Origin of the sequence: Archangium sp., assembly GCF_036277355.1 — a bacterium.
Lineage (GTDB): Bacteria > Myxococcota > Myxococcia > Myxococcales > Myxococcaceae > Archangium.
On record NZ_DASUNC010000015.1, the window covers coordinates 19920 to 44502 of the forward strand.

The 24583-nt window shown below is 69.4% G+C and carries 21 protein-coding genes; 11 read left to right on the forward strand and 10 right to left on the reverse strand.

Features of this window, described 5'->3' with window-relative positions; translation table 11 throughout:
• Positions 1-66: 66 nt before the first annotated feature.
• The 4 genes from VFZ09_RS02700 to VFZ09_RS02715 all read right to left on the reverse strand — a co-directional run bounded on the left by VFZ09_RS02700 (position 67) and on the right by VFZ09_RS02715 (position 7665).
• Complete coding sequence (locus tag VFZ09_RS02700; RefSeq protein ID WP_329725868.1) at positions 67-2598, reverse strand: ATP-binding protein; 2532 nt, start codon at positions 2596-2598, stop codon at positions 67-69.
• A gap of 136 nt (positions 2599-2734) precedes the next feature.
• The gene (locus VFZ09_RS02705; RefSeq protein WP_329725869.1) at positions 2735-5242 is read right to left on the reverse strand and encodes a sensor histidine kinase; all 2508 of its coding nucleotides are present in this window, start codon (positions 5240-5242) and stop codon (positions 2735-2737) included.
• A 112-nt stretch (positions 5243-5354) separates the two neighbouring features.
• Positions 5355-7061 carry a sensor histidine kinase gene (locus tag VFZ09_RS02710; protein WP_329725870.1) on the reverse strand — a complete coding sequence of 569 codons (1707 nt, stop codon included), beginning with the start codon at positions 7059-7061 and terminating at the stop codon, positions 5355-5357.
• A 91-nt stretch (positions 7062-7152) separates the two neighbouring features.
• Positions 7153-7665, reverse strand: coding sequence for a GreA/GreB family elongation factor (locus VFZ09_RS02715; RefSeq protein WP_329725871.1), 513 nt, complete (start codon positions 7663-7665; stop codon positions 7153-7155).
• Positions 7666-7727: 62 nt separating this feature from the next.
• Between VFZ09_RS02715 and VFZ09_RS02720 the strand changes: the two genes are divergently transcribed.
• Entirely contained in the window at positions 7728-8009 is a 282-nt protein-coding gene (locus VFZ09_RS02720) for a rhodanese-like domain-containing protein (RefSeq protein ID WP_329725872.1), read from the forward strand.
• Positions 8010-8198: 189 nt separating this feature from the next.
• Here the strand turns inward: VFZ09_RS02720 and VFZ09_RS02725 are convergent, their stop codons facing one another.
• The 4 genes from VFZ09_RS02725 to VFZ09_RS02740 all read right to left on the reverse strand — a co-directional run bounded on the left by VFZ09_RS02725 (position 8199) and on the right by VFZ09_RS02740 (position 11758).
• On the reverse strand, positions 8199-9482 hold the full coding sequence (locus VFZ09_RS02725; RefSeq protein WP_329725873.1) for an MFS transporter: 1284 nt from the start codon (positions 9480-9482) through the stop codon (positions 8199-8201).
• A gap of 99 nt (positions 9483-9581) precedes the next feature.
• A complete protein-coding gene (locus tag VFZ09_RS02730; protein WP_329725874.1) occupies positions 9582-10139 on the reverse strand; it encodes a hypothetical protein in 558 nt (185 codons plus the stop codon).
• A gap of 190 nt (positions 10140-10329) precedes the next feature.
• On the reverse strand, positions 10330-10911 hold the full coding sequence (locus VFZ09_RS02735; RefSeq protein WP_329725875.1) for a class I SAM-dependent methyltransferase: 582 nt from the start codon (positions 10909-10911) through the stop codon (positions 10330-10332).
• A 34-nt stretch (positions 10912-10945) separates the two neighbouring features.
• Positions 10946-11758 (reverse strand): prolipoprotein diacylglyceryl transferase, encoded by an 813-nt coding sequence (locus VFZ09_RS02740; protein ID WP_329725876.1) that lies wholly within the window; start codon positions 11756-11758, stop codon positions 10946-10948.
• Positions 11759-12191: 433 nt separating this feature from the next.
• On the opposite strand from VFZ09_RS02740, the gene VFZ09_RS02745 reads away from it, so the two are divergent.
• Positions 12192-13619 (forward strand): S8 family peptidase, encoded by a 1428-nt coding sequence (locus VFZ09_RS02745; RefSeq protein WP_329725877.1) that lies wholly within the window; start codon positions 12192-12194, stop codon positions 13617-13619.
• Positions 13620-13674: 55 nt separating this feature from the next.
• Positions 13675-14073, forward strand: a complete 399-nt coding sequence (locus VFZ09_RS02750) for a hypothetical protein (RefSeq protein ID WP_329725878.1) — start codon at positions 13675-13677, stop codon at positions 14071-14073.
• Between the two features lie 483 nt (positions 14074-14556).
• On the opposite strand, the gene VFZ09_RS02755 is transcribed toward VFZ09_RS02750, so the two are convergent.
• Entirely contained in the window at positions 14557-15303 is a 747-nt protein-coding gene (locus tag VFZ09_RS02755) for an SDR family oxidoreductase (RefSeq protein ID WP_329725879.1), read from the reverse strand.
• A 105-nt stretch (positions 15304-15408) separates the two neighbouring features.
• Here VFZ09_RS02755 and VFZ09_RS02760 point away from each other — a divergent pair, with 105 nt between their 5' ends.
• The 6 genes from VFZ09_RS02760 (at position 15409) to VFZ09_RS02785 (ending at position 22140) form a co-directional block, all read left to right on the forward strand.
• On the forward strand, positions 15409-16095 hold the full coding sequence (locus VFZ09_RS02760; protein WP_329725880.1) for a TetR/AcrR family transcriptional regulator: 687 nt from the start codon (positions 15409-15411) through the stop codon (positions 16093-16095).
• Entirely contained in the window at positions 16092-17087 is a 996-nt protein-coding gene (locus VFZ09_RS02765; protein WP_329725881.1) for a ketoacyl-ACP synthase III, read from the forward strand. The genes VFZ09_RS02760 and VFZ09_RS02765 overlap by 4 nt, the downstream gene beginning before the upstream one ends.
• Positions 17088-17123: 36 nt before the next feature.
• Positions 17124-18671 (forward strand): long-chain fatty acid--CoA ligase, encoded by a 1548-nt coding sequence (locus tag VFZ09_RS02770; protein ID WP_329725882.1) that lies wholly within the window; start codon positions 17124-17126, stop codon positions 18669-18671.
• 127 nt (positions 18672-18798) lie between these two features.
• Positions 18799-19395: a hypothetical protein gene (locus VFZ09_RS02775; protein WP_329725883.1), complete on the forward strand. Its 597-nt coding sequence runs from the start codon at positions 18799-18801 to the stop codon at positions 19393-19395.
• A 91-nt stretch (positions 19396-19486) separates the two neighbouring features.
• Positions 19487-21112: a hypothetical protein gene (locus VFZ09_RS02780; RefSeq protein WP_329725884.1), complete on the forward strand. Its 1626-nt coding sequence runs from the start codon at positions 19487-19489 to the stop codon at positions 21110-21112.
• Between the two features lie 8 nt (positions 21113-21120).
• Entirely contained in the window at positions 21121-22140 is a 1020-nt protein-coding gene (locus tag VFZ09_RS02785) for an alpha/beta fold hydrolase (RefSeq protein ID WP_414640667.1), read from the forward strand.
• A 102-nt stretch (positions 22141-22242) separates the two neighbouring features.
• On the opposite strand, the gene VFZ09_RS02790 is transcribed toward VFZ09_RS02785, so the two are convergent.
• Positions 22243-23286, reverse strand: coding sequence for a lipase family protein (locus VFZ09_RS02790; RefSeq protein ID WP_329725886.1), 1044 nt, complete (start codon positions 23284-23286; stop codon positions 22243-22245).
• A 194-nt stretch (positions 23287-23480) separates the two neighbouring features.
• Between VFZ09_RS02790 and VFZ09_RS02795 the strand changes: the two genes are divergently transcribed.
• A complete protein-coding gene (locus VFZ09_RS02795) occupies positions 23481-24254 on the forward strand; it encodes a DUF2381 family protein (RefSeq protein ID WP_329725887.1) in 774 nt (257 codons plus the stop codon).
• A 38-nt stretch (positions 24255-24292) separates the two neighbouring features.
• Positions 24293-24466 (forward strand): hypothetical protein, encoded by a 174-nt coding sequence (locus VFZ09_RS02800; RefSeq protein ID WP_329725888.1) that lies wholly within the window; start codon positions 24293-24295, stop codon positions 24464-24466.
• The last annotated feature ends 117 nt before the right edge of the window (positions 24467-24583 follow it).

Below are 24583 nucleotides of genomic sequence, written 5' to 3' on the forward strand. Positions count from 1 at the left end.
CTGTCCCAGGTACGCCGCTTTCCCCATCCGTCACCCGGAGGAGGGTCGGACAACCGGAGGATGCCGTCAGTTCCCCACGGCGGCCGCGTTGTTCATCACCAGCTCGCGCACCACGCGCCGCACGGCCGTCTCGTCGAAGGGCTTCTCCAGCGTGGGGTTGGGCACCCGGGCCAGGAAGTCCCTCGCCCCCTGGGTGAAGGCGCCGCCCGAGACGAAGACGAAGCGCCGCTCCAGCCCCGAGCCGCCCTGCTGGATGGCCTCGTACAGGTCCTTGCCGCCCAGGTCCGGCATCATCACGTCGCACAGCACGGCGTGGAAGCGGTGGTCCGTGGTCAGCTTCTCCAGCGCCTGCCGCCCGCTGGTGGCCAGCTCCACCTCGTGCTCGCGAAGAATCCGCCGCAGGGCGCGTCCCACGGCGGGCTCGTCGTCCACGATGAGCACCCGGCCGCGCTGGGTGATGGGCACCTGGGGCGGGGGCGCCGGCTTCTGCACCCGGGCGCCCTGCTCGGCCGCGGGCAGCACCACCCGCACCGTGGTGCCCCGGCCCGGCTGGCTCTCCACGGAGATTTCACCGCCCAGGCTGGTGATGATGCCGTGGCAGATGGACAGGCCCAGTCCCGTGCCCACGCCCACCGGCTTGGTGGTGAAGAACGGATCGAAGATGCGGCCCATCACCTCGGGAGGGATGCCCGAGCCCGTGTCCTGCACCTCGGCGATCACCCGGCCCTGCTCGCCCTCGCGCGTCACCAGGCGGATTTCATTCTTCTCCGCCGCGCCCTCGGGGATGGCCTGCGCCGCGTTCACCACCAGGTTGAGGAATACCTGGCACAGCCGGCCCTCGTTGCCCTTCACGTGGGGCATCGGCCCGTACTCGCGCTTGAGCCGAGCCCGGTGCTTGATTTCATTGGCGGCCAGCATCACCGCCGAGTCCAGCACCGCGTGCAGATCCACCGCCTCCAGCCGCTCCTCGTCCGGGCGGGAGAAGGCCTTGAGCTGGCGGACGATCTGCCGCACGCGCTCGGCGCCCTCGCGGGCCTCCATGATGACCGAGCGCCACTCGTCCACCTCGGGCCGGGCCGCCAGCCCGCCCGGCATCATGGACGGCATGCGGCGCATCTCGTCCAGGAGGAAGCCCAGGTTGGAGATGACGAAGGCCAGCGGGTTGTTGATTTCGTGCGCGATGCCCGCCGCCAGCGTGCCCATGGAGGCCATGCGGTCCGCCAGCGACAGCTGGGACTGGAGCTTGCGCTGCTCGGTGACGTCTCGCGCGATGGACACCACGGCCGGCTCGCCGTCGAAGAGCAGCGGCAGCGAGGCGAACTCCACCACCCGCACCTTGCCGTCCTGCCGCCGCATGCGCCGCTCGCCCGTCACCAGCGACACCATGCCCTCGGGCGTGGGCGGCTCGTCCACCAGGAACTCCTGCAGCCGCCGGCCCATCAAGTCGTGCGGCCGCTCGAAGCCCAGCGCCGTCACCAGCGCCGAGTTGGCGTAGATGATGTGCTCGTCGCGCTGGATGGCCGCCGGCTCCGGCACGCCCTCCAGCAGCAGGCGGAAGCTGGCCTCGGACAGCTTGAGGGCCTCCTCGAACTGGCGGCGCTCGGTGATGTCCCGGGCGATGCCCTCCACCGCCACGCACAGCCCGGTGGCGTCCAGCACCGGCGTCACCACGTGCTGCAGCCACACCAGCCGCCCGTCGCGCCGGGTGAAGCGCACCACCACGGGCGTGTCCGCCATGCGCTGTGGGTCGGACAGCAGCTGCTCGAGCACCTGCAGGTCCTCCGAGTGCACCTGGCGGTGCCACAGGTCGGGGTCCCGGTAGTGCTCCTCCGGGGAGAAGCCCAGGTTGTTCGTCACCACGCCGCTGATGAAGGCGAAGCTGCGCGTGCCCGCCAGCTGGTAGCGGTACAGCACGTCCGAGGCGTTCTCCGCGATGCGCCGGAAGCGCAGCTCGCGCTCACGCAGGGCGCGCTCGGACTGCCGCTGCTCCATGCACAGGGCGATGGCTCCCGCCGCCGCCCACAGCAGGTCCACCTCCAGCTTGTCCCACGCGCGCTCCTCGGCGCAGTTGTCGAAGCCGATGAAGCCCGCCAGCGTGCCGTGCACCCACAAGGGCAGCGTCAGCACCGAGCGGATCTGCTGCGGCTCCAGGACGGCCCGCTCCTCGGGCGGAAAGTCCTTCACCAGCCCCGACAGCACCTGCCCGCGCGACAGCCGCTCGTACAGGTACGGCATCTGCCGCTCCAGCGGCATGTCCTGCAGCACCGGGTTGTGCAGCTCCGGCGTCACCCCGGGCGCGCACCACTCGGCGCGTTGGCTGAAGAGCTGATTGCCGTCCGGCGAGCGGTGCGCCTCGAAGATATAGGCGCGGCTGGCGCCCGAGGCCTCGCCCAGGGGCGCCACCAGCCGCTCGAAGAGGTTCTCCGAGGCCGTGGCCGCCAGCAGCCGTTGTTGGATCTCCACCACCGCGGTCAGGTAGCGCTCGCGCCGGGCCAGCGCGTCCGTCGTCGCCCGCCGCTCGGCGACGTCGTTGGGCGGGCCGCACGTCCCGAGGGCCGTGCCATCTTCCGCGTGGGTCTGCAGGGGCTTCGGATGCATGAGGATGGGGGTGCTTCGGCTCCACGGGTTCGGGGGGGGCCCGGGGGAACCGCCTCGCTGGAGAATTACGATAGCCTGCCCTACACCCTTCTGCACCATCCTCCAAGAAAACCGTGTCTTCCTGCTTGTTCGTGGATCAGCTGGCTGCGGCGGCCACGCGGGCGATTGGTGCCTCGCGGGGCAGGCGGACGTGGAAGCAGCTGCCGAGCTGGGCGCCAGGGCTCTCCGCCCAGATGGAGCCACCGTGGCGCTGGATGATTTCCCGGCAGATGAAGAGGCCCAGGCCCAGGCCGCCGAAGTGGCGCGCGGTGGCGTTGGAGGCGCGGGCGAAGGGCTGGAAGAGCAGGGCGATGCTCTCGGCGGGGATGCCGATGCCCTGGTCTCGCACCTGGAGCTCCACCGCGTCGGGGGACAGGTGGAAGCTGACGTGCACGGTGCCGCCCTGGGGCGAGTAGCGCACGGCGTTGGCCAGCAGGTTGGTGATGACCTGCTCCAGCCGGGGCCCGTCCCACAGGCCCTCCACCGCCTGGGCGGGGGCCTCCAGCACGAAGCGCAGCCCCTCGTTGCCCCGCATCTCGAAGCGTTCGATCACCTCGCGCACCAGCGGGAGGAGATCCAACGGGGCGCGCTCCAGCTCGAAGCGGCCGGCCTGGATGCGGGAGGTGTCCAGCAGATCATCCACCAGGCGGGTGAGGCGGTCCGTCTGGCGGGCCATGGAGCGCAGGGCCTTGAGGGTGCGCTCGCGCTCGGGGAAGTCGCCGCCCTTCTCCATGCGGCTGAGGGTGAGGGCGGCGAAGCCCTTGAGGGGGGTGAGGGGCGTGCGCAGCTCGTGGCTGGCCACGGAGAGGAACTCCTCGCGCAGCCGCACGGCCTCGCGCAGCTCGCCCTGGGCGGCCTCGGTGCGGGCGGCCATCTCGTTGAAGCCGTGGCACAGCCCGCCCAGCTCGTCGTTCTCCTCCACGGGGACGCGGCGGGACAGCTCGCCCCGGCCGATGGCGGAGGTGGCCTCCACCAGCGTCTCCAGGCGGCGGATGATGTCGCGGGCGACGAACCGGGACAGGGCCAGCATGAGCAGCACGCCCAGCGCGAGGATGGCGATGAAGGCCACGCTGGTGCGGGTGATGGCGCGGTAGGCCACGCCCAGGTCCTGGGCCACGACGACGCTCCACTCGGTGCCGGGCACGGGCGCGTCCGCGGCCAGCAGAATCCGTTGATCCTCCGGGCCGAACGTCTCCACCACGCCCTCCTCGCTGGTGGACAGCTGCTGGCGCAGGACGGCGGGCAGGTGGGTCTCGCTCAGCAGGGGGGCGCCGGGCTGGGTGTCGCGCAGCAGCAGCAGGCCGCGCCGGTCCAACACCTGGACGCGGAAGCGCTGGGCGGCGGGCGTCACCGCGGCGGACAGGCGCTCCAGGGAGAGCAGGCCCACCAGCATGCCGTCCAGCTTGCCCTCCTGCTTGAAGGGCAGGGCGATGGCGACGTGGGGCAGGTCCAGGATGCTGATGTAGGGGCGCGAGATGTAGGGGGCGCCGGTGCTCATCACCCCGGCGTAGTAGTCGCGGTGGGCGAAGCTGCCGAGGTTCTTCGTGCCGTAGGAGGCGGCGAAGCCCTCGCCGTCCTTGTCCACGACGATGGCGGCGTCGAAGGCGCGGGCCTGGGCGGGGAGGTTGCGCAGGTAGAGGGCCACCTGGGCGTTGTCGCGGTGGGCGTAGGCCTTGCGGAAGCCGGGGGACTCGAGCAGCAGTTGCAGGGACTCGCGCGCGTCGTCGAGGTAGCGCACGAGGAAGTCGGCCTCCCCGGCGGCGGCGCGGATGGTGTCGTCGCGCACCTGGCGCTCGATGGCGTTCTGGGCCATCCAGGCCGCGAAGCCGCCCAGGGCGAGCAGGGGCACCACGCCGGCGAAGGCCAGGCCGCGCAGCAGCTTGAAGCCGATGGTGCGGGGAGCGCGGGGGCTCAGGCCGAGCGCCGAGGCGACGCACGCCAGGGTGAGGATGAGGTAGATGCTGGCGCCGGGCCCCGCGCCGAGGCGGCTCTGGGCCCAGGCGAGGACGGAGAAGTCCAGCGCGAGCAGGCCCAGCAGCAGGCGCGGCAGCCGTGGCCAGCGGGGGTGGGCGGGGGAGAGCAGCCCCACGCCGCAGCCCAGGAAGACGAGCCCCATGGGCACGAGCAGCGGCGCCACGGAGGCGTAGAAGACGGGAGGTAAGTGCTGGCCGGCCAGCAGCATGAGCAGGCCGAAGGCGAGCGCGACGAGCGCCACCACGCCGCGGAACACCTCGCGCCGCCGCCACGCGGGGGACGCCTCCAGGGCCAGGCCCGCCAGCAGCAGCGGGTAGAGGATGGCGCCGGTGAGGCCGCCGGTGCGCACGTTGAGCACCCACCAGTACAGCCCGGTGACGGCGCCGAAGCCCACGCGTCCCAGCACGTCCAACCAGCGGGGGACCTGGGCGTAGAGCAGGGTGGCCATGAGCACCACGCTGCTGGCCAGGTAGGCCACGCCCATGGGGCGCACGTACGGGTACAGGGGCCGGAAGGAGGCCGCGTGGAATTCGTACGGCACGTACGTCATCGCCACGCCGAAGATGAGACCGAATACCGCTGCGGGCCAGGTGAGGGGTAACGGTGGCGGGCGAGCGGGCTCGGCTCTCATGCTCCCCCCTTCCAATCAGCTTGCCCGTTCCAAATCCACCGCCCCCGCGTGATTCGTCCATCGCCCGACACCCGGGGCCTGCCCGTGGGTGTGGGGAAGGGTGCTCAGGCGCTCAGTGGGTGGCCTCGAGCGGGAGCAGGACGGTGAAGGTGGCGCCGGCCCCCGGGGTGCTGGTGACGCTCACGGTGCCGCCCAGGGCCTCGACGATCTGCCGGGTGATGTAGAGGCCCAGGCCGAGGCCGCCGTAATGCCGGTCGGACACGGCGCGCTCGAAGCGGCCGAAGAGGCGGGGGAGGCTCTCGGGGGCGATGCCGATGCCCTCGTCGCGCACCTCGAGGCGGGCGCACGAGGCGTCGGAGGAGACGCGCAGGCGCACGGGCTTGCCGGCGCCGTACTTGAGGGCGTTGGAGAGGAGGTTGGTGACGACCTGCTCCAGGCGGAGCCGGTCCCAGGAGCCGGTGGCGGGGCCGGAGAGCTCCAGGAGGATGGGGCTGTGGGCCTGGGAGGCGGGCAGCTCGAAGCGGGCGGCCACGTCCTGGACGAGCGCGGCCAGGTCCACCGGCTCCAGGTCCAGGCGCAGGCGGCCGGCGTGGATGCGGGTGACGTCCAGCAGCTCGTTGACGAGCGCGTTGAGGCGGCCGGCGTTGCGGTCGATGTTCTCCAGCTTGGCCAGGAGGGAGGGGGGAGTCTGGCCGGCCTCGGCGCGGCGGGCGCCGCGCAGCAGGGACTGGACGTTGAGCTTGAGGGAGGTGGTGGGGGTGCGCAGCTCGTGGGCGGCGACGGTGAAGAACTCATCGCGCTGGGCCACGGCCTGGCGGGCCTCGCGGAAGAGCAGGACGTTGTCCACGGAGAGGGCCACGCGGTCGGCGAGGTCCTCGGCGAAGCGCAGGTCCTCCCGGCCGAAGGAGCGGGGGGAGAAGGTGAAGAGGACGAGCGCGCCGAGGATGCGGCCGCGCGCGCGCAGGGGCACGGCCACCAGGGAGCGGGGCCCGAGCGCCTGCATGAGGCGCAGGTGCTCGGGGTCTCGGGTGAGGGACTGGAGGAGGGCGGGGGTCAGCTCGGTGAGGAGCTGGGGGACGTCCTGGGGGAGCAGCAGGCCCACGAGGCCGGGCTGGCCGGGGACGACGCTGGAGGCCTCGCCGCTGGAGTCCTCGCCGCCGGAGTCCTCGGACGAGCGCCGCAGGACCTCGAGGAGCAGGGCCTCCTGGACGGGCTCGGTGGCGACGGTCTCCCGCAGGAGGGGCTGGCCGCGGCTGTCCATGACCTGGAGGACGCAGGCGTCGGCGAAGGAGGGGACGCAGCGGCGGGCCAGCTCGTTCATGGCGCTCTCCACGTCGAGCGAGGCGGTGAGCAGGTGGCTGGCCTCGGCGAGGAAGGTGGACTCGCGCTCCTCGCGCTTGCGGCGGGTGATGTCGTTGAACCAGACGGAGAGCCCATCGCCGCGCTTGAGGGCGACGAGGCGGAACCAGCGCTCGCGGTTCTCCAGGGGGAAGTAGACCTCGTCCACGTAGGGCTGGCCGGTCTCCACCACGAGGGCGAAGCGGGAGTGGATGCCGCGGCTGCGCGCGTCGGGGAGCAGCTCGACGATGCCGCGGCCGAGCACGAAGGCGAGGCTCATGCCCATCAGGGTCTCGGCGGCGGGGTTGGCGTACAGCCAGCGGAAGTCCACCAGGGTGCCGGAGTCGTCGCGCACGGCGGACACGGCCATGTAGCCATCGGGGTGGTCGGCGGCGAAGGACCAGTCGTCCCCGGAGGTGGGAGAAGGCGCCTCGGCAGGCTCCGGCCGGATGCTCTTCGCGGCTCCACGGGATTGGGACATGGCGCGCGACCTCCTCTCGGGCAGGGCCCCCCGGCGACTGCTCACCCTGGAAGCGTGAGAGGAGTCGGGGTCGCGGAGCAAGCCGGGGAGGTCAGGCGACCTCGAGGACCGTCCACTCGCGTACCTCCCCGGCGAGGGTGACCTCGATGGTGTCACCCGCCCGACGTCCGAGGAGGGCGCGGCCGACGGGGGAGGCGGGGGTGATGACGGAGAGGAAACCATCGCCGCCGGGGCCGGTGAGCTCGGTGCCGGCGCCGACGGGGAGGAGGAAGAAGGTGCGCTCGGAGAAGCCCTCCTCGTCCTCGGTGGACACGTCGATGAGGGCGCCGAGGCCGACGGGGCTCTTGCGGGAGAAGCGGGGGAGGCCCTCCTGCTGGAAGTCGGAGAGGGCCTTGATCTCCTCCTGGACGCGGCGGGCGCGTTGGGCCTGGCCGGTGGCGAGGCTGCCGTACTCGATGACGGCGCGGCCGTCTTCCTTCTTCTCGGACTCGGTGGCGAGGGTGCGGGCGGCCTCACGGGCCTCGAGCTCGGCGCGGTGGGCGAGGCGGTCGCTCTGGCGGAGCCTTTCGGCGAGCTGATCGAGCAGGGCGTGTTTGTCCAACATGGTGCGACGGGACTGTAGCGCCGTGGTGGGAGGGCTCCAGTTTCCGGCTACAGTCCGGGGGCATGACGCCGAAAGAACTGTCGGAGAAGGCCCGGGAGCTGGTGGGGGAGGGGTGGGTGTTGCTGGACGTGAGGACGCCGGAGGAGTTCCGGATGGGGCATCCGGAGCCGGCGAGGAACATCCCGGTGCAGGAGTTGCCGCAGCGGGTGGGGGAGGTGGGCCCGCCGGGGACGAAGGTGGTGGTGTACTGCCAGGCGGGAGGGCGCAGCGCGATGGCGACGCAGATCCTCCGGGCGCACGGCATCACGGACATCTTCGATTTGAAGTCCGTGAACTACTGGTAGCAATAGCAACTGAGTGGCGCGGAGGAGCAACAGCAGCTGAGTGGCACGGAGGCCCCTCCCTCTCCCTCCGGGAGAGGGTCGGGGTGAGGGTATCCGGACCCCGGGTCGAGCCTGTGAGAGCGCCTCGTGGACCCCAAGGCCCCGTGCTCCACCGCGAGCAGGGGCCGTGGCGCCGAGCACCCCCCGTGCTCAGGACAGCGCGGGCTCGGTGGACGGCTTGGGCGGAGCGGCGGCGGACTGTTCGCGGATGCCGGCGAGCACGAGCAGGGCGGCGACGACGAGCGCACCGAGCATGAAGTGGAAGCCGGTGGCGTAGTCATTGCCGTTCCACTCGATGACCTTGCCGATGAGGATGTTGGTGAGGAAGCCGCCGATCTGCCCGCCGGTGTTGATGAAGCCGGAGCCCGAGCCCATGAGCTTGGGGGGGACGAGAATCATGGGGAGGGTCCAGATGGCGCCGGCGGCCATGAAGAGCAGGAAGCCGGCGATGCACTGGGCGATCATGTACGGGACGGGATCGTTGATCTGCGTGAAGAGGTAGAGGCAGATGCCGCCGAGCGCCTGGCAGCCGAACACGAGGTACTTGCGGCGGCCGCGGAACCAGCGATCGGACACGTAGCCGGCGAGCGTGCAGCCGATGCCGCCGAAGAGGAACGGCAGGGCGCCGAGCAGGCCGGTCTTGGTGAGCGAGAGCTTCTTCACCTCGAGCAGGTACGTGGGCAGCCAGTTGAGCCAGCCGTACATGGTGAGGTTGTAGATGAGGGCGACGAAGAAGAGGACCCAGATGGCGGGGGAGCTGAGCAGCTGGCCGAAGCTGGCCTTCTCGAGCGTCTGCTCGGCGTTGGCGGCCTGGGAGCGGCTGTCGCGCTCGAACTCCTCGAGCTCCTCGCGGGAGACCTTCGGGTTGTCCTGGATGGAATTGGTGATGTAGAGCCAGGCGGCCAGCAGGCAGAGCACGCCGGCGCCTCCGAGGGCGAAGAAGCTGCCGCGCCAGCCGAGCTTGGGGAGGAACCAGGCCAGCAGCAGGGAGGAGATGGCGGGGCCGAACGCCACGGACGAGAGGATGATGGCGTTGGCGGTGCCGCGGTTCTTCTTGGTGTACCAGTTGCCGATGACCTTCCAGACGGCGGCGGGGAAGATGCCCTCACCGATGCCGAAGAGGAAGCGCACGGCGAGCATGCTGGCGAGGCCCCCGACGACGCCGGTGAGGGCGGTGAAGACGGACCACCAGGCGAGCGCGAAGAGGATGACCTTCCGGGGCCCGATGCGGTCGGCGAGCATGCCGCCGGGAATCTGGAAGAGGGCGTAGCCGAGGAAGAAGGCGCTGAGGATCCACCCGATGCGCTCCGGCCCGACGTCGAGCTCCGTGCGGATGAACGGGATGGTCATGTTGATGGCCATCCGGTCCAGCCAGGCCACGAGGTAGCACAGGAGCACCGCGAGGCCGACCTTGTAGCTGGTCTTGAAAGTCATGGCGCGGGAGCATATCCGCCCGGTTCACTGACAGGTAGGCGCTCCGAGGAGATGACGCGGCGTGCTGGGGGCTGGGACCGCGGGTGGAGGCGCCGGGGTTCAGAACTCGTAGCCGAGGGCGAGCGCCACATCCGGGAGGAAGTTGGGGGAGGGGATGGGCCCGAGGGCCCCGAATCCGAGCTCGTGGTCCACGACACCGGCATGGGGACCGTCCTGGTGGTCCGCGTGCTGCGCGTAGCTGAAGGACTGGCCGATGCCGAGCTCGAGGAACGTCTCGCGCCAGCGGAAGCGCCAGCCGACGGTGGCCGAGAGCGAGGCCAGCGAGACGAGCCCGCTGCCGTAGGAGCCGAAGTAGCTCAAGTGGAGGGAGCCGACGAGGCCCGCTCCGGGGCGTGAGAAGGCCTTGATGCCGAGGACTCCCGAGGGCCCGCGGAGCAGGGGCAGGCCGGTGCCGGCGAAGACGGCCCAGTGGGAGGAGCGGGCTTCCAGGTGGACGCCGAGCAGGGCGTACGCATGGCCCGCGCCGGTGGCGAGCGCGAGCTTCACGGGCTCCGGGTGCTCGGGCTGGAGCACCGTGTCCCCCTCACTGGCGCGAGGGGTGAAGGGGACGAGCAGGACAAAGGCAGACAGGAGCACGGAGAGGGAGCGCGTCTTCATGGCCCCTGGGCGATAGCAAGAACCGGGCGCACGGCGTTCCTGCTCTGACACCGCTGATGCGAAGGTTTCACGGAGCGGGAGCGGGATGCCAGAAATCCGAGGACCCGTGCATCCCGTGTCAGGCCAGGGGCCCACGCGTCGGGCCACTACTCCGCGCGAAGTAAGTGCAGGAACCGCTGCACACCGAATCTCAAGCGGGAACGGCGACGAGCTCCTCGACGAGCTGACGAAGCCGCTGGGCGCGGTGGGTGATGCGGAAGCCGGAGGACTGGACGAGGGAGACGGTGTCGCGGTTGAGCTGACAGCCCATGGCGAGGTGGCTCCAGGCGGGGGTGAGGCGGTCCTGGAGACGGGCGACGGTGGGGTGTGGGGAGCGGACGTGCTCGAGGAGGCGGAGCTGTCCGCCGGGGCGGAGGACGCGGCGGATCTCCGAGAGACCGCGAGCGGGGTCCGCGACGGTGCAGAAGACGAGGCAGGCGACGACGGCATCGAAGGAGCCATCGGGGAAGGGGAGCTGCTGCACATCGGCCTGCAGGAGGGAGACGCCGGGGCGGCGGAGGCGAGCGCGGGTGAGGAGCTCGGGGTCGATGTCGATGGCGACGACGGAGGAGACGCCGGGCGGATAGGTGGGCAGTTGGAGTCCCGTGCCGGTGCCGACCTCGAGGACGGAGCCGGAGAGGCCGTCGACGAGCCGTTGCCGGGCGCGGTCGAGGCCGAACCACCCGGCGGGAACCATGACCGCGTCGTAGATCAACGCCCTGGCATTGCACATGGAGCCCCCTCCATCACCCCGAGACCCGTGGAACCTACCGTGCCTGGGCCTGAACCCCGGCGTCCGTGCCGACAGCCGAAGACTCCTTGCGTTCAGGAGCCCGCCACTTCGCCAGGCCATAAACGCCAAAAGCGATGAGGGCGAAGCACCCGAACTGAGCGGGCGTCAGGCCGAGGTACCGGGCATCGACATAGGAGAGGTCGGTGGCGCGGAGGGAGTCGAAGAAGAACCGGCCGCACGCGTACAGAATCGCGAGCAGCGGCAGCAACCTGCCGCGCAGGGCCCCGGCGTTGCGCAGCAGCAGCAACAGTCCGGAGATGGCGAAGAGGAAGACGGCGTCATACATGCCCAGGTCGTGGCGGGGCCCGAGGGGCTGGGGGAAGTTGACGGCGAGGAAGAAGTCGGTGCGGACGCCGGGGTGGTCATGGACGGCGAAGCAGCCGAGGCGGGCGATGGCCCAGCCGGGGGCGACGGAGAGGGCGAAGGCGTCGGCGTAGTCGCGGAAGCGCAGCTTGCGGACCTTGAAGAAGACGACGGCGGCGAGGATGCCGCCAATGAGCCCGCCGAAGGAGGACAGCCCGTCCCACACCTTCAGAATCTGGAAGGGGCTCTTGGAGAGCTCCTCGGGGTGGTAGGCGAAGAGGTGGAAGAGGTGCCCGACGACGACACCCACACCGACGCCCCAGGGGGCGTAGTCGGCCAGGGGGTTGGAGTCGAGGCCCTCGCGCTCGGCGTGGCGGGCCAGCATGCGGGCGGCGAAGAGGACGCCGAGTGCCACGAAGATGCCGAAGGGCTCGAGGGTGAAGGGACCGAGCGGGATGGAAGGCGGTTTGATGTAGGGAATCAAGAGTCTCTCCGGCGGGCGGGCGGGGCACAGCCATAGTCCGCCCTGCCACCAGGTGGCGAACAAATGTGGGGGGGGGGGTGCTTCCCCCCGGTTCACCCCAGGGGCAGGCGGGCGAACGCAATCTCCCCAGCGGACATTCCGTGCGGCCGCTATTTTCCGGCCTGTCGCGGCTCGTATTAGGCTTCCCCGAAGTGAATGGTTTCCGGTTTCGTACGTTGTGTCAGTCAACCACTGGAACACACGGGGGGCCGATGGCGTCCAGAGCGGGGATGCTCGCGCTTCATGTCAGGGGGGGCCGCTCTAGTCACACTGTGAGCCGACGGTGTGACGCAGGACGGTGTCGCACCCCGGCGCCGCGGGGGCGCGGCCGGAGTCAGGGCGTGGCCGCCGGGCAGTCCGAGCAGTCGGTATCGAGTAAAGGAGCGAACCCATCATGAAGTCCTACCTCCTGGTTCCGAAGGAGTCGATCGAGACCCGCGCCCATCCCGGCGTGCGGGGCACGGAGCAGGGAGAGCGCGTGCTGCAGCGCACCACCGCCCTTCAGTTCATGATCAGCGGGCGGGCGCCGGACATGCTGCGCAGCCTCGGGTTGCGCTCCGCCACGCTGCCCGGGCGGCTGCCCGAGGTGAGCACGCCTCCCACCGCGCCGAAGAAGAAGACGGCGAAGCCGGCCAGGGGCCGCGGCCGCAAGAACGAAGTGCAGGTGTCGGTGAACAACGATGGCCCGGTGATGGAGCCGGCCACGGCCTCGGAGGTGGGCACCTACCGCCACATGCCGCTCATCGGCGCCACCATGGCGCACTTCACCTCGGAGCAGGCCGAGCGCGTGGCCAAGGAGGAGCTGGGGCGCGACTTCGAGTTCATCCCGGACACGGTGCAGCTCACCTTCCCGGGCCCGGTGTCCGCGGGGCAGCTCGGCCCGCGCAACCAGGGCCTGTCCTCGCTCGTCAACCGCGAGTGGCCCGAGGAGTGCGGCATCAACTCCGCCCATGCCCAGGGAATCAAGGGCGCGGGTGTGATGCTGGGCATCCTCGACACCGGCGTGGACGCGGACCACCCCGAGCACCAGAACCGCATCATCCAGTTCCGCTACGTCTCGCTCTTCCCCAACTCGCCGCACAACCCGGCGCGGGACGTGCGCGGCTTCGACCCGGATGGGCACGGCACGCACGTGGCCGGCATCGCCTCCGGCCAGTACCACGGCGTGGCGCCCGAGGTGGACCTCTACGTCGCCTCGGTCATCGAGTCCGAAAGCATACGCACGAGCCTGGGCCGTGTAGCCGCCGGCATGGAATGGCTGCTACACCAGTTCTCACGTCCCGAGAACGCCACCCGTCCCGCGGTGGTGAACATGTCCCTGGGGTTCCCCGTGCAGCCGCCTCAAGGTGTCAGTGACATGGAGTACCGGCTCAACATCCGCGCGCTGCAGACGCTGCTGCGCCGGTTGGTGGACTCCAACGTCCTGCCCATCGTGGCGGCCGGCAATGGAGGCGCTGGGACGGCTGGTTACCCGGCGGCCTTCCCGGAGGCCCTGGCCGTGGGGGCGGTCGACTTCTCGCGGCGGGTGGCCAGCTTTTCGGCCAGCGGCGTGGTGAATCAGCGATCTGTTCCCGACGTGATGGGTTATGGCGTGAACGTCTACTCGAGCACAGAACGAAGGTGTAACAACCAGGCGTTCTATGAACGAATGAGCGGAACGAGCATGGCCGCCCCTTACGTCGCGGGACTCGCCGCGCTATATCGCTGCCGTTCCCCGGACTTGACGGCACTTGAAGTCAGGGATTTGATTCTGGACAATGTGCTGAAGCTGCCCAAGACGCCTTCCGGGCGCGCGGGCAGGGGTCTGGCGGTCTACAAGTGATGGCGGCTACCAGGGCCGGCGGCAGGTGAGCGCCGGGCCTGCGGGAGGAAGCAGGATGAGCAGGAAGACAGCCACATCGCCGCGCCGGGCCTCCGGCCGCTTCCCGAAGATCTCCGCGGTCACTCCGCTGCCCGGCTCTCGCGTGGAGAGCGCGCAGGGGTGGATCGAGGCCATGGTCATGCCCCGGGAGCAGCCCGGAGCGACCTGGCAGCCGTCCATCGCCCGCGACCGTTCGCACGCGCACAAGAGCGCGTGTGAGCAGAGCAAGTGCTTCCGCGACGCCGTGCTGAACTACCTGCAGGCGCACCACCTCATGGGCGCCGTGCGGTGGATCAGCGAGCCGGGCTCCACGGAGATGGTGACGCTCTACTGCACGCCCCGCGTGTTGGAGCAGCTCCAGCGCTCGCGCGAATTCGATGCCGGCCGTGCCGCTGGCCTCGAGATGTACACCTGAGCCATCCCCTCAGTTGTGACACCTGAGCGGGGCTCGAGGTTCCCCTCGGCGTCGGGACTCCCGGACTGCGTGCGGTTCGCTCGGCTCCCTCGACTCGCGGGGCTCGCTGCCCTGGGTGGGCGTGTCCCGCCTGCCGTGCTCGACCTTCCGAGCGTCCCGTCTATTCCCGACTGGAAATGATTTACTCACTTGACTTGCAAGCGGCAACCCCCTGAACGCTTGTTGCGGTTGCATCTGGGCGAAGAAGTCCCACCTTGCACCCTTTTTTCCCGGCCTCGGTTTTCAAGGGGCCCCCCCGGGCGCTCCCTCTCCCTCTGGGAGAGGGTGGGGGTGAGGGTCTTCCCGAGCCCTCACCGCCTCCTTTCCTTCTGAAACGCACGGGCCGGGCGGATGGGTCTGACCCGTTCCGCGCCGGCCCGTTGGATGGTGAGCGCAGCCGCGAGGCCCACGTTCACCGGCCTACATGCTGGCCTACATGCTGGCCTACATGGTGAGGCCGCCGTCCACGTCGATGGTGCGGCCGTTGAAGTAGTCGCACTCGAGGACGAACTTCACCGCCAGCCACAGGTCCTCGGGCAGGCCGATGCGGCCCACGGGGATGTTGGCCACCAGGGCGTCACGGGCCTTCTGGTTCATGCCCTGCGTCATGGGCGTCTCCACCATGCCGGGGGCCACGGCGCCCACGCGGATGCCGAAGGGAGCGAACTCGCGCGCCCAGGTGAAGGTGTTGGCGGCCAGGGCGGCCTTGGCGGACACGTAGTTGCTCTGCCCGCGGTTGCCGTGCCGGGCAATGGAGCTCATGTTGACGATGACGCCGGGCTTCTGGTCCGTCTGCACCATCTTCGCCACCACCTCGCGCACCATGAAGGTGGCGCCGGTGAGGTTGACGCCGATGACGGCGTTCCAGTCCGCGGTGGACAGCTTCTTCACCTCTCCGGTGGTCCGGTCCTTCTTCACCAGCAGTGAGTCGCGGAGGATGCCGGCGTTGTTGATGAGGCCATTGAGGCCGCCCATGGACTCGTGGGCCCACTGCACGAAGGCGATGCAGTCCTCCTCCTTGGAGACGTCCAGGCGGCGGCGGTGGATGCCCGCGGGCAGCGCGGCGAGCTTCTCGTCGTTCACATCGCCCACGGCCACCTGGGCGCCGGCCTCGTGGAGCCGCGTGGCGAAGTGAGCGCCCATGCCCTGGGCGCCGCCGGTGACGATGACCTTCAAGTCCTTGAGCTGCATGCGTTCCCTCTCGTGGCTGACGCAATGCGTTGCATGTTCATGCGTCAGGGATGTGATGACGGTTTTTGACAATACCGCGCGGGGGGTGTTACGCAAGGTTGAAAGATGAATCGGTCTTCAACTTCGCCAGCCGAGCGCATCGTTCCAGCGACCCCACGCGGCCAGCGCACGCGCCAGCGGCTGCTGCTGGCGGCGGAGACCGTCTTCGGGGAGAAGGGCTACGAGCACGCCTCCATCGCGGATATTACCCGGGAGGCGGAAGTGGCGCTGGGAACTTTCTACGTCTATTTCCCGGACAAGCAGTCCATCTTCGTCGAGGTGGTGGACGAGCTGGGGGCGCGGCTGCGCCGGCTCATCGCCGAGGCGGTGGCGGAGTGCGAGGACCGGATTGAAGTGGAGCGCGAGGGCCTGCGCACCTTCTTCCAGTTCGTGGGCCGCCACCACAACCTGTACCGCATCGTCCGGCAGGCGGAGTTCGTGGATGAGGCGTGCTACCGGCGCTACTACGACCGCTTCGCCGAGGGCTACGTGTCGGGCCTGGAGCGGGCCATGACCCAGGGCGAGGTGCGGCGCATGGACTCGGAGGCGCTGGCCTACTGCCTGATGGGCATTGGCGACTTCCTGGGCATGCGTTGGGTGCTCTGGGACAAGAAGGGCGGCCTGGAGCACGTGTTGGACACCGCGATGGAGTTCATCCGCCACGGCATGGACGCACGTCCTGTTGGAGGCGCCACCGGCAGCAAGAAGGGGCCGCGCAAGGCGCGCGCGCCGCGGAGCAAGACGAACCGATGAGATACGCGAACATCCTGTCCACTGGCCGCTACGTTCCCGAGAAGGTCCTCACCAACGCCGACGTGGAGCGCATCATCGGCGAGCCCGTGGACGCGTGGCTCCAGCAGAACGTGGGCATCAAGCAGCGCCACCTGATGGCGGACAACCAGGTGACGAGCGACCTGTGCGTGGAGGCCGCGAAGCAGGCCATGGAGCGCGCGGGGGTGAAGCCGGGGGAGCTGGACCTCATCATCATCTCCACGGACACGCCGGACTACCTGAGCCCGGCCACGGCCTCGGCGGTGCAGGCGAAGCTGGGCGCGAGCAACGCGGGCACGTTCGACATCAACGCCGCGTGCGCGGGCTGGGTGACGGCGCTGGACGTGGCGAGCAAGACGATCGCCGCGGACGACAGCTACCAGCGCATCCTGGTGGTGGGCGCGTACGGGATGAGCCGGTACATCAACTGGAAGGACAAGAAGACCTGCACGCTCTTCGCGGACGGCGCGGGCGCGGTGGTGCTGGGTGCCAGCGACAAGCCCGGCTTCATGGGCGCGAAGCTGCTGGCGGCCGGCGAGTACCATGACGCGCTGGGCGTCTACACGGGCGGCACGTACCGGCCGGCCACGGCGCAGACGCTGGAGCTCACCAACGGCAAGCCCTCGGTGCAGTTCGTGCGCAAGTTCCCCGCCACCTTCAACACCGAGCGCTGGCCCATGCTGCTCAAGCAGCTGCTGGAGCGGGCGAAGCTGACGATGAACGACGTGGACCACTTCGTCTTCACCCAGCTGAACCTGCGCACCATCGAGGCCACGATGAAGGTGCTGGAGCAGCCCATGTCCAAGACGAACTGGACCATGGACAAGTGGGGCTACACGGGCTCGGCGTGCATCCCCATGACGCTGGATGACGCGGTGGTGCAGGGCCGCATCAAGAAGGGCGGCCTGGTGGCGCTGTGCGCCAGCGGCGGCGGCCTCGCGATGGCCTCGGCGCTCTACCGCTGGACGGCCTGAGCGCGGCACCGGCGACACCCAGGGAGGGGAGGATGCATGTTCATCGGCGATTGGATGGGCCGGGGGGCCACGTACTGGCCCGAGCACACCGCGGTGGTGGACGAGGCCAAGGGCGAGGCCGGCCGCTTCACCTACCGGGCGATGAACGCGCGCGCCGAGGCGCTCGCGGGCTGGCTGCGCGACGTGGCCGGCGTGGCTCCGGGAGACCGGGTGGGCCTGGTGGCCCACAACGGCGTGGAGTACCTGGATGTCTTCTTCGCCTGCGGCAAGCTGGGCGCCATCTTCGTCCCCTACAACTGGCGCCTGCACGCGCAGGAATTGACGGAGCTGGTGCGCGACACCGGCCCGCGCGTGCTCCTCTTCGGCGATGACTTCCGCGACGGCGTGGCCACCGTGCGCCAGCAGGTGGGCAGCGGGCTGCAGCTCGTCCACCTGGAGGGGAAGGGGGTGCCCGGAAGCATCCCGTACGCCCAGACGCTCGCGCACGTGCCCGCCTCGAGGGTGACGAACCCGCGGGTGCACGAGGAGGACATCCTCTGCCTGCTCTTCACCGGCGGCACCACGGGCAAGAGCAAGGGCGCGCGCATCAGCTACCGGATGGTGGCGTGGAACACGCTCAACACGCTCATCCACGAACTGCTGCCCGGGGACGTCACGGTGACGCACACGCCCATGTTCCACACGGGCGGACTGCTCGTTTACACGGTGCCCATCCTCTCCAGCGGTGGCACGGTGGTGCTCATGCGCCGCTGGGACGCCGAGGAGATGCTGCGGCTGGTGGAGCGCGAGAAGGTGACGCTCTTCTTCGCGGTGCCCACGCAATACCAGCAGATGTATGACTCGCCGCGCTTCCGCTCGGCGGACCTCTCCAGCGTGCGCTTCGTGACGAGCGGTGGCGCGCCGCTGCCGGTGCCCCTGCTGCAGGCGTGGCAGGCGGTGCACCGGGTGCCCTTCAAGCAGGGCTTCGGCATGACGGAGTTCGGCCCGGGCCTCTTCAGCATGGGCCCCGAGTTCGCCGTGTCCAAGGCGGGCTCCATCGGCCGGCCCAACTACTTCATCGACGCGCGCCTGGTGGACGATGACGGCCGCGACGTGCCCGAGGGCGCCACGGGCGAGCTCATCCTCAAGGGCCCCTCCATGTGCTCGGGCTACTTCGAGAACACGGAGGCCACGGCCGAGGCCATCGACAAGGACGGCTGGCTGCACACGGGCGACCTGGCGCACCGCGACGCGGACGGCTTCTACTTCATCAACGGGCGCAAGAAGGACATGTTCATCTCCGGCGGGGAGAACGTGTACCCGTTGGAGCTGGAGACGGTCCTCTACGAGCACCCCGCCGTGCAGTCCTGCGCGGTGGTGGGCGTGCCCGACCCGAAATGGGGCGAGGTGGGCCGGGCCTTCGTGGTGCTCAAGCCGGGAGCGCAGGCCACGGCCGAGGCGCTGCTGGAGCACCTGCGGGGCCGGGTGGCGCGCTACAAGGTGCCCAAGCAGGTGGAGTTGGTGGCGTCCCTGCCGGTGTCCGCGGCGGGAAAGATTCTCAAGCGCGAGTTGCGTGAGCGCGCCATCGCGGCCGGAGTAAGCTGAGCGCCTCCCCCCTCTCCCTCTGGGAGAGGGCTGGGGTGAGGGTATTCCCCGCTGTGTCTGCCGCGGGGCAATCCCAGACACATTGCGTCAACGGAGCCGGCACACGCCGGGAGAGAGGAACTGTCACATGAAGAAGCAACTGCTGTCGGCGGTGATGCTGTGCACGCTGGGCGTGGTGGGCTGCGGGGATCCGGTGGAGCCGACCCCGGTGGACCCCAACACGCAGGTGGGGACGAAGCTCGAGGGCAAGACGATGGTGATGGAGGGCGACAACATCCCCAGCCACCCCAATGGCTTCAACGAGGACATGAACCTCGAGGGCTCCACCCAGTGCTACACCAAGAGCACCATGCAGGTGGGCAACAACACCTATACCGTCACCAGCATCCTGGGGACCCTGCGTGACGCGCCCCAGAGGTTCAACGTGGGCACCTGTGACCACACCGCCCCGGGCGCGACGTTGCAGTTCACCACCACGGCCGTGCTCATCGAGAACGCCAAGGCGGACCTGAGCTGCTTCGACGCCACGTTCACCTACAACGGCTTTGGCCAGGAGGGCCGTGGCAGCCTGAGCGCGGATGGCAAGACGCTCAAGCTGGAGCTCTTCTTCACCGGCCAGGCTACGGGACACCGCTGCGCGGACGGCGCGGTGGGCGCGGCGACGGTGAAGCTCAACGGCGCCACCTTCACCGGCAACGCCGTGCAGACGTTCATCGTCCAGTAGAACGCCCTGTTCCAGCGCGCATCCTCCTTCCCCCTCCGGAGACGAGACACGTATGACGTGGCGGTGGCTTCCTGAAGCAACCTGCAGGACCGTGGTTCGCGGATGCGCGCTGGCGCTGACCCTGGGCTCGGCCGGGCTCTCCTTCCCCGCGTGGGGACAGAGCACGCCGCTGCCCGGGGCCTACGGCACCTGGTACGAGGACAGGAATCGCGACGAGGACCCGGAGCCTCGCGAGTTCGTCCTCATCAACTACTTCTTCACCCGCGTCACCGCCACCAACCAGCTCGGCGACCCGACAGGCCTCAAGGGCGTGTCGCTGGGGCCCATCGGCCAGGTGGCGGGCAGTGCCGTGCGCGTGGAGAACGCCCCGGCCTTCTACGTCGAGCAGCGCTGGATTCCGGTCATCGAATACAGCCCGCACTTCGTCGACGGCCTGGCCAGCTTCCGCGCCCAGTTCGAGGTGGACTACCTCTGGGGCCGCTCCGCCAATGCCGTGCAGCAGAACGAGGGCGGCGGCTTCAACGCCGACCAGGTCAACATCCAGACGAAGAACGTCAACGTCGCCCTCTACCCCACGAAGAATCCCAACCAGCTCACCCTGCTGATGGGCACCCAGCCCGTCTACGACTCGGTCTACGACCCGACGCGCGCCCCGCTCGGCGACATCATCCGCACCGGCTACAAGCTGACCTTCCTGGGCAGTGACGCCACCGGCCTGTCCGTCTTCAGCAACCACCTCAAGGGCCAGTCCCGCCTGAGCCTGCTGCCGCTGGGCAGCGTGCAGGCGGACAAGGCGGAGTTCAATGATCCCCGGCTCAAGTTCGTCTGGCTGGGCATGGCCGACTACAGCTACCCGGTGGCGCCCGGCACCAACGTGGGCGCGTCGCTGTGGTACCTGCGCGACGACACCAAGGGCGATGCCTACGCCTTCGAGGGCCTGGTGAAGAGCGGCCCGTCCTCCAGCAGCCTGGGCAACTTCACGGGCGTGCCCCGGCTGTCCATCGACCGGCCCTCGGGTTGGGTCGGCTGGGCGGGCCTCAACTTCCACCACAACATCGACTTCCGCACCGGCCGGTTCGGCGCCTCCGGCTTCCTCATGTACAACGGAGGCCAGTTCGTCTCCAACCGCGCGGACACCACCCTCAACCCGCGGGTGGACATCAGCGGCCTCTCCGCCAACCTGGAGCTGCTCTACAACTTCGGGCGCACCAACAGCGACCTGGTGACGCTCGAGGGCATGTTCTCCACGGGCGACGCGGACCTCGCCGACAGCCAGTACTCCGGCGCCTTCACCCTCAACCAGTACGGCCTGCCGGGCGCGGTGTGGTTCAACCACAAGATGCTCATCCTGTTCCCCTTCACCAACACGGTGAACAACTACACGGGGGCGGTGACGGACATCTCCAACCAGGGCTTCGGTCTGCAGAGCGTCATCGCCACCGGCGCGTATGACCTCATCCCCAACAAGCTCAACCTCAAGCTGGGCGTGGGCCATGCGCGCAGCAGCGTCACCCCGCCCGAGGAGACGGTGGGCGTCGCCCGTGGCCGCGTCATCGGCACGGAGATCAACGCCGAGCTGCGCTACACCATCCGCTACCTCATGACCGTGGGTCTGCACGGCGGCTACATGTTCCGCGGCAACTTCTACGACGGAAACCCGCGCGTCACCGCCAACCCGTGGGCCGCCTTCACCACCTTCACCTGGTACGCCTTCTGACCATGAAGATGACCCTGAAGACTCGTGCCCTGGGCCTGCTCGCGCTCGCCGCCCTCTCCACCGGGTGCGCCACCTCGTACAACGCGCGTCCCCCCCTGTCCTTCCAGGACTTCGACTACTCCTCCCTCGACGGCAAGCCCTGGCCCGTTCAGCGTCTGGCCCTGCCCGAGACCGCCGCCACCCACGGCACGAAGCGGGTGCCCGAGGTCGCCTACGTCGAGCTCAACCCCCAGGGACAGCGGACCGTCCTCTTCATCCACGGCCTGGGCTCGTACCTGAAGTTCTGGCGCTACCAGCTCGATGCCTTCGCCGCCCAGGGCTACCGCGTCATCGCCGTGGACCTGCCCGGCTACGGCAAGTCCGACAAGCCCGCCTCCTTCCCCTACACCATGGAGGCCATGGGCGACGCCGTGCACGAGCTCGCCCAGAAGCTCGGCGTCCAGAAGCCCATCCTCGTGGGCCACTCCATGGGCGGGCAGACGTCCCTCTCCTACGCGCTGCGCTACCCCGAGGACGTGAAGGCGCTCGTGCTCACGTCCCCCGCCGGCTTCGAGAAGTTCAGCGCCCGCGAGAAGGCCTGGTTCCAGCGCGCCTTCAGCACCGCCCTCATCAAGGGCTCGCCCGAGTACGGCATCTGGGGCAGCGTGCGTCAGTCCAACTTCGAGCGCTGGCGCCCCGAGCTCGACTGGCTCATCGAGGAGCGCGTGCGCGTGGCCAGGAGCCCCGAGTTCGACTCCTACGCCTACGCCAACGTGCGCACCGTGAATGGGCTCGCCCACAATGACTTCGTGCGCGACAGCCTCCACCGCGTCTCCGTTCCCACCCTCATCATCTACGGCGAGGACGACCGCCTCATCCCCAATCCCTTCCTCCACGGGGGCGAGGTGCGCGACATCATGAGCTACGGGCACGAGAACATCCCCGGCTCCAAGCTCGTGGGCCTGGACCGCTGCGGCCACACCGTCCAGATGGACTGCCCCCAGGACTACAACGCGCAGGTGCTCGTGTTCCTGAAGGGATTGCAGTGACGCATCCTCCCTCTCCCTCTGGGAGAGGGTCGGGGTGAGGGTCGACACGCGGGCAAAGACCCTCACCCCCCGCCCTCTCCCAGAGGGAGAGGGAGTCCGTCACTACGGGATGGAGTGGTACTTCACCATGTTGAACTGCACGTTCTGCGTGAGGTCCTTCGAGTTGAAGTGGCCATACGGGTAGGCCGAGTAGACCTTCTCGCCCGTCTGGCCCGGGATGCGCGGGGTGTAGCTGCCGTAGACGAGCCCGTTGTAGCCGATGACCTCATCCGCGGTGGACCAGATGGTGTAGCGGTAGGCGCCCTCGTAGCCGCTGCTGGCCAGCAGGTTGTTGAGGTACGCCGAGCGGCCGCTCACGCCGATGCCGTTCCAGTAGCCCGGGTACAGGCCGTTGGTGCTGCCGCACGTGGGCGTGCTCGGGCCCGTCTGGTAGCACGAGGTCAGGCCCAGGTTCGCGCCCGCGATGCCCACGAAGGTGTCCACCGAGGACGTCAGCGGCGCGCCCACGTAGTACTGGCCGCCCTCCAGCGAGTCCGTGGCGTAGCCGCCGAGCACCGCCTTGCGCGCCAGCGTCACACCCATCGAGTGCGCGATGATGTCCACCTTGGCGGCGCCCGTATAGGCCTTCACCGCCTCGATGAGCTTGCGGACCTTCATCACGTTCGTCTTCGAGTGGTACTGGTACGCCGACAGCGAGGCGTCCGCCGGGCCCCACGTCGTCGCGTACAGCTCGCTCGGCTTGTAGCCATTGGCCAGGAAGTACTCGATGGAGGCGTTCCAGCCCGACTGGCCCGCCGTGCCCGTGCCAATCGCCTTGTCCGAGTTGCCGTGGATGAAGATGACCGGCTGATTCACCACCGTGTCCGTGCTGCTCGCCTTGCCACCGTAGCTGCCGCCCACCAGGTCCGCGCGGACCAGGTTGTACGCGGGCTCATAGCCATTGGCCGACAGCCACGTGCGGAAGTGCGAGGTAAAGCCAGACGTGGACACCGCCGCCTGCTGCGTGCTGCCCGTCTCCCGCGCGGGCGCCTCCTGCTTCACGGGGGCCTGCGCCGGGACGTCCACCTCCTCCGCGGGACCACAACCGGGAACGAGCGCGCCCAACAACAGCGCACCCGTCAATGAAAGGGAATGATGCAGCCGCATGATTGCTACTCCTTGTATGGGGGTGGGGTGCATGCGGCACGGGGGTCTGTGCCGCATTGCACGATTATAACGTTTTCCACGGTTCATTGCCCGTGCGTTGGAGTTGATGGGTGCACGAAAGGCCGACCTGTCCCCTCGCCATGTCAGTCCTTGCTGCATAGGTTGGGTGATGCATGAGGTCAGGACTCGCGGAGATGACTCTCTGCGTCATGCTGTTCCTGACCACGCGTGTCTCCGCTGGGGGGTGGGAGGCGCAGCAAGGCTGTCGCAAGCCGAGGCTGCGCGCAGTCCGGGTGACGGGTCGGGCCGAGGAGGTGCGCGTGGCCGCCAGGACGGCGACGCGGATCCGTTTCGACACCGCCCTGGACGCGCGGCGCACGCGTCTGGAGGACGGGCTCGGGAGATTCGAGCCGCTCCTGGTGGGCAATGGCTTCCTCGTCGTCACCCCGCGCGAGGAGCTCGCCGGCGGCGAGCACGTGACGCTGCGGGTGGTGCTCTCCGACGGCACCGAGGTGCCCTTCGTGCTCGCCACCAGCGCCTCCGAGGTGGACGTGCAGGTCCGTGTTTCCCGCTACGACGCCGCGCCACGCCCGCGTCAGGAGGAGCGCCGGGCCGGGCAGCTCGCGGAGTCCATGCTGGTGCTCGCCGCGCGCTCCGGGCCCCTGCCCCCGGCCGTGCCGGGCGAGGGGCTCGAGGTGGAGCGGCGCGTGTTCCACGCCGGAGGACTGTCCGGCTTCGTGGTGCGCGTGAGGAATCCGGATCCGCTGCGCTCCTGGGAGCCCGGAGATGTCCGGGTGCGTCGCGTGGAGGGGGGAGGGGAGGTGGAGGTGCTGGCCCTGCGCATGGGGCCCGGGTCGCTGCCGCCCGGTGGGTGGGGGTGGCTCGTCGTCGTCACGCCGGCGCTGCCCGAGGACGGGCAGGCCCGGTTCGAGCTGGAGCTGCGGGGGCGGATGGGCGTCGCGCTGTGAGAGCAGCCGTGTGTGCAGTCGTGAGCCCGGAGGACGTCATGAAGACGAACAAGAAGACGTACTGGCGCCGTTGGATGTTGGCCCTTGGTGCTGCCGCTGCTCTCGCCGGAGGCGCGGCCTACGCCATGCAGAAGGAGTGCTGGCAGTGCTCGCCCTGCGGCTGCTCGTCGGATGGTGGCTATCTCATGTGTTGTGACGCCTACGCTTGCTGAGCGAGGCGCACGGCTCATGAAGATTGGTGCGGAACCCGGGCACGCCTTCCTCCCATAATGGGGAAGGAGTGTCTGGAGACATCGCACCGTGAATGGACTCGCCACCTCACGGAGGGG